A 12621-nucleotide genomic window follows, 5' to 3' on the forward strand; every position below is an offset into this window, starting at 1 on the left:
AAAGAAATATGGTATTTATCAGAGGGGGTACTAAAAATGGATGTAAGATTTCCAATTGGAGAATTTGAAGCACCGCAAAACCCAACAGTTGTAGACGTTAAAAAGTGGATGAGTGATATAGAAGTATATATGGATCGTTTGAACGAAACAGTATCGCATTTAAGTGATGACCAGTTAAAACGTCAATATCGTGAAGGTAGTTGGACAGTAAGACAACTGGTGCATCATATTGCAGATTCTCAAATTAATTTATATGAAAGATTGAAAATGACGTTAACAGAAGATGGTGTGACGGCATTTATGTTTAATCAAAACAAGTGGGTCGAATTACCAGATTCAACTTTATCAATAGATGTGTCGCTAAACATTTTAGAAGGACTTAATAAGCGAATTGTAGAAATGGGCAATCATGTCACTGAAAATGATTTAAGTCGTTATATTACTTTGTCAGACGGCAGCCACGTTTCAGCAGCAGAACTATTAGCTAAATTATCTTGGCATGAACGTCATCATTTAGAACATATTAAAATTGCTTTATCAGACCAAGGTATTGTCGAAGTATAAAAGTATAAAACGTTGTTATGATACTTTGAAATTTAAATCATCTACTACTTAAGAATGAACTTCTAAAAAATTAAGGCTTTCAAGTAATAGTAAATTATAAAACCTGCTATAATTTGAACTTATTAAGAGAGAGTATTGGGGAGGTTGTTTCATGGAAGAGCAAGTTTTAGTTACAGGAGGTACAGGTTTCTTAGGTTTACGCATCATATCAGAATTACTCAACCAAGGGTATAAAGTACGTTCAACAATGCGTTCTGAATCTAAGAAAGCATCTGTATTAGAAACACTTAGAGAACAAGGGATTGACACTCAGAATTTAACATTTGTGAAAGCTGATTTATCAAAAGATGAAAATTGGCCAGAAGCAATGGAAGATTGTACCTACGTAATGAGTGTGGCTTCACCAGTGGTTATGGGAAGTGTGAGTGTTGAAGATGAACAATCGATTAATAAACAAGCGGTTGAGGGTATTCAACGTATTTTAAGAGCTGCTGAGAAATCGGATGTGCGTCGTGTGATTATGACAGCAAACTTTGGCGCAGTTGGTTTCAGTAATAAAGATAAATCAAGTGTGACAACGGAAGAGAACTGGACAGATCCCAATGTCAAAGGATTGTCAGTATATGAAAAATCTAAGCTAATCGCTGAAAGAGCAGCATGGGACTTTGTCAATGCCACTGAAAATCACATTGAATTCGCAACAATTAATCCTGTAGCTATTCTTGGACCGTCTTTAAATCAACATATGTCATTAAGTTTCCAATTTGTTGAAAATATCGCTAGCGGTAAAATGAAACGTATTCCAAACATACCAATGAATATTGTAGACGTTAGAGACGTCGCTTTGTTACACGTGTTAGCAATGAAGACACCTGAAGCAAAAGGTAAACGTTTTATTGCTACTGCTGATGGACAAATCTCTATGCCAGAAATTGCTGAATTAATTAGAGAAAAAAGACCACAAATCGCTAGCAACGTTTCAACTAAAAAACTTCCTGATTTCGTTATTAAATTAGGTGCGAAATTTAATAGTGAAGCGAGTGAAGGTAAATTACTTCTTGAAATGAATAGAAATGTAAGTAACCAACAAGCACGTAACATTTTAGGTTGGACACCAATGTACACTCAAGAAGAAGCGATTTTAGCGTCTATCGATAGTATGACAAAATATGGCGTAATAAAATAATACAATTTAAATAGATCAATTTTAGTAAACACCTTTACCTGTAATGATGTAATTATAGGATAAAGGTGTTTTTTTACTTCAAAAATTTGTAAACGTTTACTTTTTTTCTTGTTGCATGAATTTTTCATGTGTTAGTATATATTTATGATAACGTTTTCATAAAAGATAAGTGAGGTGAAACGATGAGTAACACAGATATTAAAAAATATATTGAAGAAGGACATTTAACTGTCGGCATCGAATTTGGTTCGACACGAATCAAGGCAATTGCTGTGAATGATCAATGTCAGACCATCGCAACCGGATCGTTCGAATGGGAGAATAGTTATCGCAACGGTTATTGGACGTATTCGATGAACGACGCTTGGGTAGGTATTCAAAAAGCATACGGCGCGATGACCCAAGAACTTAAAGATAAATACAATGTAACGGTTACACAACTTGCCTCTCTAGGTATAAGTGGTATGATGCATGGTTATTTACCGTTTGACGAACATGATGACTTACTCGTTCCATTTAGAACATGGCGTAATAATAATGCGAATAAAGCGGCTGAAGTATTACGTGAAGATTTTCAAGTAAATATTCCAGAACGTTGGAGCATTGCGCAATTATATCAATCCGCATTAGATAATGAGGAACATGTTAGTAAAGTACGTTACATGACGACGCTTGCAGGTTACATACATTGGTACTTAACAGATGAGAAAGTACTTGGTATTGGGGATGCGTCTGGTATGTTCCCAATCGATAGTGAAACACAAGATTATCGTCAAGATATTATCGAACGTTTTAATGCCCTCTTTTCTGAAAAGGGATATACACAAGATATTAAAGATATCTTGCCTAAAGTAGTCGTTGCGGGTGAGTATGCCGGACGTCTAACGGAAACAGGTGCCAAATTGGTCGATCCGAATGGAGAATTACAAGCAGGTTGTCCATTATGTGCGCCTGAAGCGGATGCAGCAACGGGTATGGTAGCGACAAATAGTGTCGCACCTAGAACCGGTAATGTCTCAGCTGGAACAAGCATCTTCTCAATGATAGTTCTAGAAAAGCCAATCAAAGATGTTTATCCAGAGGTGGATATTGTTACAACACCAGATGGTTATGAAGTGGCTATGATTCACGCTAATAACTGTACGTCTGATATTAACGCTTGGGTTGATTTGTTCGGAGAAGTATTTGAGACAATGGGCGTTAAATATGACAAAGGTGAACTTTTCACTAAGTTATTCGAAAGTGCGTTAAAAGGTGATAACGATTTAGGCAAATTATTATCTTTCGGTTATATTTCAGGCGAATTTATTACAGATGTACAACATGGCTATCCAATGTTGGTACGTTCAGTAGATAGTAACTTCAATTTAGCCAATTTAATGAAGACACATATTTATAGTGCCTTTAGTACCTTGAAAATTGGTATCGACTTACTAAAAGATAAAGAAAACATTCAAATCGATTCCATGTTCGGTCATGGTGGTATTTTCAAGACTGAAAAAGTGGCACAAACTTTCTTAGCAGCTGCACTTCAAAGTCCTGTACGTGTAATGCAAACGGCTAGTGAAGGTGGCGCATGGGGGATTGCAGTTCTAGCAAGATATATGGTTGAAGAAGAAACAACTGATTTAGCAACATATCTGAACGACTTCGCATTCAAAGGAACAGAGTCGATTACAATCGAACCGACTGAAGAAGAAGTTGCAAGTTTTGATGCTTACACAGAACGTTTCAAACAAGGCATTCCACTTGAACGTCTTGCGCATGAACAATTCAATACAGAACAATAAAACAATGAAAAACAAAGGAAGAAAGTGGGATTAAGGTGTCTAATGAAATACAGAAACGAAATCGTCAGTTTTTAGGATTACCTATGGTTTTAATTTGGGGTTACATTGCCGTAGCGATATTTATGACTGGCGATGGTGTAGAACAAGCATTTTTATCTAAATATATTATGGGACTTGGATTTAGTAACTCAGAAGCTGGAAATGTGTTAACGGTATATGGCTTAGTCGTAGCTGTTGCGTCATGGTTGTCTGGGGTTATGGCTGAAATTTTTAGCCCAAGACGAATTATGACAATAGCATTTATTATTTGGATGGTATTCCACGTAGGATTTTTAACATTAGGCTTAGCTCAAGAAAATTATGCGATGATGCTAATCATGTATGGTATTCGTGGTTTTGCGTATCCAATGTTTATTTACAGCTTTGTAGTGTGGATTACATATTCATCACCTAGTCACAAACTTGCATCAGCAATGGGTTGGTTCTGGGCGATGTATTCAATAGGTATTGGTGTATTAGGTTCATACTTACCAAGTTTCTCAATTCCGTTTATCGGAGAAATGGGAACATTATGGTCATCACTTATCTTTATCGCCATTGGTGGACTAATCGCAATGTTCCTAGTTAAAGATAAAAAAGGTGAAGATGTAGAAGCAAAACGCATGACGAAGAAAGAAATATTAAGTGAATTTGCACGAGGCATCACAATTTTAGGTAATAAAAATGTGGCTGTAGCGTTTGTCGTGCGTATTATTAACCAATTATCATTATTCGGTCTGGTAGTCTTTTTACCTCACGTGTATACTTCTGATTTTGGTTTCACAACTTCTGAATGGTTACGTGTTTGGGGTCTAATGTACTTCGTAACAATCTTCACTAACTTATTCTGGGGTATTGTTGGAGATAAGATTGGATGGGTACGCCAAGTACGTTGGTTCGGTTGTATTGGTATGGCCTTAGCAACATTGGCATTTTATTACTTGCCATCATGGAGTGGTCCAAACATCTTTGTAACAACATTAATCGCATTGATGCTAGGATTCGCAGTTGCTGCCTTTGTACCGATGTCAGCCATTTTCCCAACATTGGTACCTGATCATAAAGGTGCAGCCGTATCTGTCCACAACTTAGCTGCAGGATTAAGTAACTTTATTGGTTATGGTCTTGCTAGTTTAATTCTTGCTTTCTCAACAGCAGAAGTGACAATTTGGGTCTATGCAATTCTTTATGTAATTGGTTTCGTTCTAACGTTCTTTATGAAAGTGCAACAACCTGGTAAACAAGTCAATACAACAGTAAATACACAATCTAATTAAAAGGGTGAAATAAAAATGACAAACATTATTGATCAATTTAAAGTAAATGGTAAAGTAGCAATCGTCACAGGAGGTGCTATGGGTCTTGGTAAAGCCATGGCAGAAGCATTAGCACAAGCAGGTTCAGATATCGTTATTGCAGATATTAAATTAGAATTAGCTCAAGAAACAGCAAAAGCGATTGCTGACAAAGAAGGCGTTAAAACAACAGCATTAAAAGTAGACGTTACTGATCCAGAAGACGTGAATAAAATGGTTCAAGATGTAGTAGACGAATACGGTAAAATTGATATCTTAGTCAACAACGCTGGTATGACAATTAACGAAAAAGCGGAAAATGTTTCTTATGAAAATTGGTTAAAAGTAATTAACTTAAACTTAAACGGCGTATTCTTAGTAGCTCAAGCAGTTGGACGTCAAATGATTAAACAAGGTAACGGTTCAATCATCAATACATCATCAATGTCAGGTTTAATCGCTAACAAACCTCAAGAACAAGCATCTTACAATGCTTCTAAAGCAGGGGTTATCATGTTAACGAAAAGTTTAGCAATGGAATGGTCTAAATACGGCATCAAAGTAAACACAATTGCACCAGGATACATGAAAACAGCATTAACTGAACCAATGTTTGAAACTGGTGGCGAAATGATTGATTATTGGATGGGCGCTACACCAATGGGTCGTCCAGGTGAACCAGAAGAATTAGGCGGTATTGTCGTATACTTAGCATCTGATGCTTCATCATTCGCACAAGGTAGCGTATTCACTATTGATGGTGGTTACACTGCATTATAATGATATGTAACGAATAGCAAAGATAAATCGTTTCAATATACATCTCAACAGTAGGTGAAAATCTATCTGTATGAGGTGTATTTTTTATAAGCAAATCAAGAATTTCAAGTATGACGTTATGCGTGTCGGTTAAGTTGGGTAAACTGTGCATATATACTTATTGAACGGAGGAATGATGATGAAACGTTCAACAGACCTTGAAAAAACATTAAAGTCTTTAGACGGACAAAAATATGGAGCGTATAAAAGAACAAAAGGCATATATACATTCAATCAATTTTGTCTAGCCATAGACCATGTGCAGGTGGACCCTTTTGCGCCACCTTCAAAAATGCGACTTATTATTGATCGCGATATTGCACAAATTCCTAGCGATTTATTAGATACGAAAGATAAACGTATCGCAGTGGCAGATTTCTTAACTCGCGCTTTTGGCCATCAAGCTGCAACTTTTAATCGCAATGTGAAAGGTTCTGGTAAAAACGGCAAAATTTTTATCGACCATTGTGGTCAAGAAATGCTTGAACGTACATCCGTTGTGATTAGTGATAAAGAGATTGAAGTGCGTATTGAAGTTGGTATGCCAGCTGCAGGACGTAAAATTCTTGGGAAAGTTGCAGCCCATACACTGATAAATGGTTTGCCAAAGATAGTAAATCAAGCCATAATGTATCAAAATATCGATCAACAAGCACTTCAAAACCAAGTGACATTGAAACTCGACCAAACGTATATCAGACAGCAGCTTGAGCAACAACACTTAATCGCATTTGTCGCGAATAACGCTATTCTACCCAGAAAAAGTGGTGTGTCTGATGAACCAATGAAAGACGCGATTCGATTTACGAGTCCACAAACTTTCGAAACCACTTTCAATTTACCTAGTGGTCGGGCAGTCACAGGGATGTCTATTCCTGAAGGTATCACGTTGATTGTTGGCGGTGGTTATCATGGTAAATCAACACTTTTAGAAGCATTAGAACGAGGTGTTTATAACCATATACCTAATGATGGACGTGAGTTTGTACTCACACGTCATGACGCAATGAAGATTCGTGCTGAAGATGGTCGTAGTATCCAAAATGTTAATATCAGTCCATTTATTGATAACTTACCAGGCAAGAAAGACACTACGCATTTCTCAACTGAAAATGCCAGTGGTAGTACGTCACAAGCAACGAATGTCATGGAAGCATTGGAAGCTCAAACATCGACATTATTAATTGATGAAGATACATCTGCGACGAATTTTATGATTCGTGATGGTCGAATGCAGAAGCTCATTGCACCTGATAAAGAGCCGATTACACCATTTTCTAATAAAGTGAAGTCACTATATGATGATTATGGTGTTTCAACTATCCTAATTGTTGGGGGTTCCGGAGATTACTTTGACGTAGCCGATCAAGTACTGATGATGGATGAATATCATTTGAAAGATGTGACTGATGACGCTAAGGCCATTGCACATTCAGATGAATACAAACGAAATATACCATTCAATGATCAATTTGGGTCTATTCCATCTCGTGTGCCATTGGGTAGTTCATTTTCCAAAAAGGGAAAAGAAGATCGTTTAAAAGCGAAAGGTTTACACACCCTAATGTATGGTAAGGAAGCCATTGATATTTCTGGATTAGAGCAACTTGTGGATGATAGTCAGACGAATGCATTAGCAGTTATGATCGATTACTTTAGACATCATCTTATAGATAATCATTTAAGTTTAATTGAAGCGACGAATTGTATGTATGAGTTAATTGAAAAGCATGGTATCGAAGCGGTATCTCACTTTGACGGACACCCAGGGAATCTTGCATTACCACGTAAACAGGAATTTATCGGCACATTAAACCGTTATCGAGGTTTAAAAGTACAATAAATAGCAAAAGCACATTGCGTCTCATGTAGAAAGAGATTTGCAATGTGCTTTTAATTCATTAAGAAGAAATCAACGGTGAGGACTTCATCAAGATATTTCTCATCATAGTCATGTGTTGCATCTTTAGATTGAATATTTAACCCTTTGACGTAATCAATACCATAATCTTCAACATACCCATATTGGCCATGTTTAATATAAGGTGTTACTTTTGCTTTAAATTTAACAATTTGTTGTAACAATGGTTCTTGATTATGAAAGTATTTCTTTGGTGCATTAACCCAAACATGGTCAAAATCATGACCTCCAATGGTAACCTCTTTTAATAGGATGTTCGCATTGATTGGTCTGTTTGGGATCTTTACTTTCGGGTGTAACGTAATATTTTCAATACGACCTGTTACAGTTACGGTTTTATTTTTTAAAGGTTTCAAGCTATCACGGGACATACCATCACCTTCTTTATGCAATTATTGTAAAATTAATAACTAAATATCGTAATAATCACTATTTAATATAATTTTACAACAAAATGCATAAAAAGTGGTAACTTATACATTTTCAATAAACTGATTTTAGACATGTATATTTATGAAAATTAATGTATATGCTTGTTAATACCTTCAGCAGCACGAATGCCACTAAAGATACAACCTCCGAGGAAGGTGCCTTCTAACGCACGATAGCCATGAACACCACCGCCACCAAAACCAGACGCTTCGCCAGCTGCGTATAATCCCGTGATGGGTTGCATCGTCGCATTCAATGCTTGGCCATCAAGATTTGTTTGAATACCACCAAGTGTTTTACGACTAATAATATTTAATTTTACTGCGATTAAACGACCATTTTGGCCACTTAAAATTTTATGTGGTTTAGCCGTACGTATGAGTCGATCTCCTAAAAATTGACGTGCATTATGGATAAATGAAATTTGTGGGTCTTTGCTAAATTTGTTATCAATTTGTAAGTCACGTGCTTTAATTTCATGTTTAATGGCTTCAAAGTCCAGTAAATCGTTACCGGCTAAGTCATTCATCTTTCGAACGAGCGTACCTAAATCATCAGCAAGTATGAAATCGGGTCCTTTATTCATAAAGGCTTCTACAGGAGAAGTGGCTTTGCTACCAAGACGTTCTTGCAGTAAGAGCTTGATATCTTTATCGGTTAAATCAGGGTTTTGTTCAGAGCCGGAAAGTACAAATTCTTTCTTTATAATATCTTCCGTTAAAATAAACCAAGAATAGTCGTAACCTGTCTTCATGATTGTTTCAAGCGTATGCAATGTATCAAATCCTGGATAATCAGGTGCAGCCATACGTTTACCTGTCGCATCGAACCACATTGATGATGGGCCGGGAATAATACGAATACCATGATTAGACCAAATGGGACTATGATTCTGAATACCTTCTGTATAATGCCACATGCGATCTTTATTCACGATGTTCGCGCCGGCATCTTCGGTAATTTGAATCAAACGTCCATCAGTTGAATCAGGTACACCTTGTATCATAGTTTTAGGTGGATTACCTAGACGTTTAGGCCAGTATTTGCGAATAAGTGGCATGTTTGCACCAATACCGCCAGATGTAATTAGCAATTCATCGACTTCATAGTGGAAAGTATCGATAACAGTACGCGATGATTTTTCACCACGTTCAACGTCACTTGGCTCTAAAATATTTCCAGCAATGTGCGTGACGTGATTGTGTTCAATCCCAATATCCGTCACTTGATGTCGTGGGAGAAATTCAAATTGTCCTTCTTTTTCCTTTTCAAGGACGAAACGACTGAAAGGTTCAACTAATCCTGGACCAGTGCCCCAAGTAATATGGAAACGTGGTACTGAGTTGCCGTGACCAGAAGCGGATGCGCCGCCACGTTCAGCCCATCCTAGAATAGGCGTTAACCGAACACCCATATCTTTTAAATAGTCTTCTTTTTCAAAAGTCGCAAACCTTACATAGGCTTCAGCCCATTGTTTCGCCCAATAGTCTTCATCATCAGGACGGTCAAACTGTGCTGAACCTAACCAATCATTTAATGCAAGTTCATAAGAATCTTTCACGCCCAAACGTTGTTGAACTTTAGAATTTACAAGGAATAGTCCACCAAATGACCAATAGGCCTGACCGCCAATAGCTTGACGTGGTTCTTGATCTAGCATGGTTACGTGATATCCTTTTTTTAATAATTCTGTCGCAGCAACTAAGCCACTCAAACCAGAACCAATGACAAATATCTTTTTATTCATACTTAACTCCTTACATCAATTGTTTTATGTAGTCTACATATTTTATCAAGTTAAGCAGGTATTGGGAAAGTGAAACTATTCATTTGAAAAACGGGTTGATAGATAATCTATGTCTATGGGTATATACTTATATCAATCATTTTAAAAGGGGTGGATGAATATGGCAGCATTAGAAGTCTTAAATCCAGCGACGAATGAAATAATAGAAACATTAGAATATACAGATGAATCAACAGCGAAACAACAAATTGAGAGAGCGCATGAAGCGTTCAAATCTTGGAGAAACGTTGATGCACATGAACGTGCAGATAAGTTATACCAATGGTTCACACTAATTAATGAACATAAAGATGAACTGGCAGAACTCATTACTAAAGAGGGCGGTAAACCGTTAAAAGAAGCACAAGGTGAAGTCGATTATGCGAATTCTTACGTATCTTGGTATGCCGAGGAAGCCAAACGTATTTATGGTCGCACGATTCCAGCGAATACACCAAATAAAAACATTATCATTAAGAAATTCCCAGTAGGTGTGGTTGGTGCCATTACGCCATGGAACTTTCCGGCAGCAATGATTACACGTAAGATTGCGCCAGCATTAGCTGCAGGTTGTACCATAGTGTGCAAACCAGCTACGCAAACACCATTAACTACGATTCGTCTCATTGAATTAGCCCATGAAGCGGGTATACCGGAAGACGCTGTTCAATACGTCGTGATGTCTGGTAAAGATGCAGGCGAACTGTTCACGAAACATCCTGTGATGCAGAAAGTGACATTTACAGGTTCAACTAACGTAGGTAAGAAATTAATTGCGCAAGCTGCTGAATCCGTTGAAAATGTCACAATGGAACTAGGCGGTTTAGCACCGTTAATCGTTCACAACGATGCGGATATTGAATATGCCGTAGATCAAACGATTGCTTCAAAATTCCGAAATGCAGGTCAAACGTGCATTTGTGCAAACCGAGTTTACGTGCACGAAGCGGTTGAAGCAGAATTTGTAAAACAATTAACTCAAAAAGTCCACGACTTAAAAGTCGGAAATGGTATGGACGAAGGTGTTACGATTGGTCCATTGATTAATGAAGATGGCGTGAAGAAAGTCGTTAATCAATTAAAAGATGCGGAATCTAAAGGTGCTAAATTATCACGTTCATTAGAGGATGCTCAAGCGTTAGGCGGTAACTTCTTGAAACCTGTTGTGGTATCAAATGCGAACCAAGATATGTTAGCAATGCAAGAAGAAACGTTTGGACCGATTGTACCTATTGCAACATACTCTGATTTAAACGATGCGATTCAAATGGCGAATGATACGCAATTTGGCTTAGCTGCTTACTTCTTTACAAATGATTATCGCACAGGCTTCCACTTATATCATTCACTTGATTATGGCGTTATCGGTTGGAATGATGGCGGTCCATCAGCAGCCCATGCACCATTTGGCGGTATGAAAGAAAGTGGCTATGGCCGTGAAGGTGGTACAGAAGGTATCGAACCATACTTAGAAACAAAATATTTATCAATAGGTAATATGTAGTAGATATTGCTCGCTTCTCATTAATTGGGAAGCGGGTTTTTTACTTCAGAAATTATTGTGAATTAATCATTTTTGTTTCAAATTACTATACAAATTTTTATGAAATCGTTTACATACATCCTTTTCAGTGAAAAAATAAGTACTAGATGATAAATACATAGGAGGATGTTAGAAATGAGTGAAACAATTCCAGATAAAATGAAAGTTGCATTAATGCATGAACCTTATGATATTGAGATTATTGAACGAGATATGCCTGAAGTAGGGCCAAAAGATGTCTTAATTAAGATGATGGCAGTTGGGGTATGTGGTTCTGACGTACATTATTATGCACATGGTCGTGTAGGTGAATTTGTTGTTGAAAAGCCAATCGTATTAGGTCACGAATGTGCTGGTATGGTAGCGCAAATCGGGGATGAAGTAACGGACTTTAAAGTAGGCGATCGTGTCGCAATCGAACCTGGGGAACCTTGTCGTGAATGTGAATACTGTAAATCTGGTAAATATAATTTATGTCCACACATGGAATTCATGGCGACACCACCGTATGATGGTGCTTTTTGTGAATATGTTAGCCATCCGGCAGACTTCCTTTATCATTTACCAGACTCAGTGACTTATGAACAAGCTACATTAGTTGAACCATTCTCAGTAGGTTTACAAGCATGTAAGCGTGCGGATATTAAACCTGGCTCAACTGTTGTGATTATGGGTATGGGTCCAGTTGGTTTAATGGCAGTTGTAGCTGCCAAAGCTTATGGCGCAACAAACATTATCGTTTCAGACTTAGAAGATAATCGTTTAGAAGCGGCTAAACGCTTAGGTGCAACAACAGCAATTAATATTAAAAATGAAGACGTTGTAGAACGCATTAAAGAATTAACAGACGGTCAAGGCGTTAACTATGCGATTGAAACAGCAGGTAATCCAATTGCCTTAAGAAGTGCATTAAATTCATTAAAAGATGGCGGCACATTAGCTATTGTTGGTTTACCACAAGAAGATATGAACGAAATCAACGTGCCATTTATTGCGAATCATGAAATTAATATTGTTGGTGTCTTCAGATATGCCAATACGTATCCACAAGGTATTCAAATCTTAAGTACAACAGACGCTGACATTGATTCATTATTCACACATCAATTCGAACTTGCCGATACAAAACAAGCTATGGAATTAACACGTACAAGTAAAGGCGATGCCTTGAAAGTCATGGTTTATCCAAACGGTTTCTTAGATAAATAACTGTAAGTAATGTGTACGCTAGCTTTCAATTATGAAA

Annotated in this window: 10 protein-coding genes; 8 read left to right on the forward strand and 2 right to left on the reverse strand. The window is 37.4% G+C overall.

Annotated features, from left to right (window positions below):
* Positions 1–36: 36 nt before the first annotated feature.
* The 6 genes from HYI43_00745 to HYI43_00770 all read left to right on the forward strand — a co-directional run bounded on the left by HYI43_00745 (position 37) and on the right by HYI43_00770 (position 7536).
* On the forward strand, positions 37–564 hold the full coding sequence (locus HYI43_00745) for a putative metal-dependent hydrolase (protein UDI77149.1): 528 nt from the start codon (positions 37–39) through the stop codon (positions 562–564).
* A 151-nt stretch (positions 565–715) separates the two neighbouring features.
* Positions 716–1750, forward strand: a complete 1035-nt coding sequence (locus HYI43_00750; protein UDI77150.1) for an aldehyde reductase — start codon at positions 716–718, stop codon at positions 1748–1750.
* Positions 1751–1932: 182 nt separating this feature from the next.
* Positions 1933–3540, forward strand: coding sequence for an FGGY-family carbohydrate kinase (locus tag HYI43_00755; protein UDI77151.1), 1608 nt, complete (start codon positions 1933–1935; stop codon positions 3538–3540).
* 35 nt (positions 3541–3575) lie between these two features.
* Positions 3576–4856, forward strand: a complete 1281-nt coding sequence (locus HYI43_00760; GenBank protein UDI77152.1) for an MFS transporter — start codon at positions 3576–3578, stop codon at positions 4854–4856.
* Between the two features lie 15 nt (positions 4857–4871).
* Positions 4872–5654 (forward strand): glucose 1-dehydrogenase, encoded by a 783-nt coding sequence (locus HYI43_00765; GenBank protein ID UDI77153.1) that lies wholly within the window; start codon positions 4872–4874, stop codon positions 5652–5654.
* A 178-nt stretch (positions 5655–5832) separates the two neighbouring features.
* On the forward strand, positions 5833–7536 hold the full coding sequence (locus HYI43_00770; GenBank protein UDI77154.1) for an ABC-ATPase domain-containing protein: 1704 nt from the start codon (positions 5833–5835) through the stop codon (positions 7534–7536).
* A gap of 50 nt (positions 7537–7586) precedes the next feature.
* Here HYI43_00770 and HYI43_00775 read toward each other — a convergent pair whose 3' ends face one another.
* Together HYI43_00775 and HYI43_00780 are read right to left on the reverse strand one after the other, a co-directional pair.
* Positions 7587–7985, reverse strand: coding sequence for a hypothetical protein (locus HYI43_00775; protein UDI79241.1), 399 nt, complete (start codon positions 7983–7985; stop codon positions 7587–7589).
* Between the two features lie 149 nt (positions 7986–8134).
* Positions 8135–9793, reverse strand: coding sequence for an FAD-binding dehydrogenase (locus HYI43_00780; protein ID UDI77155.1), 1659 nt, complete (start codon positions 9791–9793; stop codon positions 8135–8137).
* A 160-nt stretch (positions 9794–9953) separates the two neighbouring features.
* Here HYI43_00780 and HYI43_00785 point away from each other — a divergent pair, with 160 nt between their 5' ends.
* Entirely contained in the window at positions 9954–11336 is a 1383-nt protein-coding gene (locus HYI43_00785) for an NAD-dependent succinate-semialdehyde dehydrogenase (GenBank protein ID UDI77156.1), read from the forward strand.
* A gap of 174 nt (positions 11337–11510) precedes the next feature.
* On the forward strand, positions 11511–12584 hold the full coding sequence (locus HYI43_00790) for an NAD(P)-dependent alcohol dehydrogenase (protein ID UDI77157.1): 1074 nt from the start codon (positions 11511–11513) through the stop codon (positions 12582–12584).
* Positions 12585–12621: the final 37 nt, after the last annotated feature.

It is taken from the genome of Staphylococcus taiwanensis (assembly GCA_020544305.1).
Lineage (GTDB): Bacteria > Bacillota > Bacilli > Staphylococcales > Staphylococcaceae > Staphylococcus > Staphylococcus taiwanensis.

Bases quoted from the DNA above. Each gene is read 5' to 3' on its own strand.
- HYI43_00775 (UDI79241.1), bottom strand. From the start codon at position 7,985: ATGTCCCGTGATAGCTTGAAACCTTTAAAAAATAAAACCGTAACTGTA.
- HYI43_00745 (UDI77149.1), top strand. From the start codon at position 37: ATGGATGTAAGATTTCCAATTGGAGAATTTGAAGCACCGCAAAACCCA.
- HYI43_00790 (UDI77157.1), top strand. From the start codon at position 11,511: ATGAGTGAAACAATTCCAGATAAAATGAAAGTTGCATTAATGCATGAA.
- HYI43_00785 (UDI77156.1), top strand. From the start codon at position 9,954: ATGGCAGCATTAGAAGTCTTAAATCCAGCGACGAATGAAATAATAGAA.
- HYI43_00755 (UDI77151.1), top strand. From the start codon at position 1,933: ATGAGTAACACAGATATTAAAAAATATATTGAAGAAGGACATTTAACT.
- HYI43_00750 (UDI77150.1), top strand. From the start codon at position 716: ATGGAAGAGCAAGTTTTAGTTACAGGAGGTACAGGTTTCTTAGGTTTA.
- HYI43_00770 (UDI77154.1), top strand. From the start codon at position 5,833: ATGAAACGTTCAACAGACCTTGAAAAAACATTAAAGTCTTTAGACGGA.
- HYI43_00765 (UDI77153.1), top strand. From the start codon at position 4,872: ATGACAAACATTATTGATCAATTTAAAGTAAATGGTAAAGTAGCAATC.
- HYI43_00780 (UDI77155.1), bottom strand. From the start codon at position 9,793: ATGAATAAAAAGATATTTGTCATTGGTTCTGGTTTGAGTGGCTTAGTT.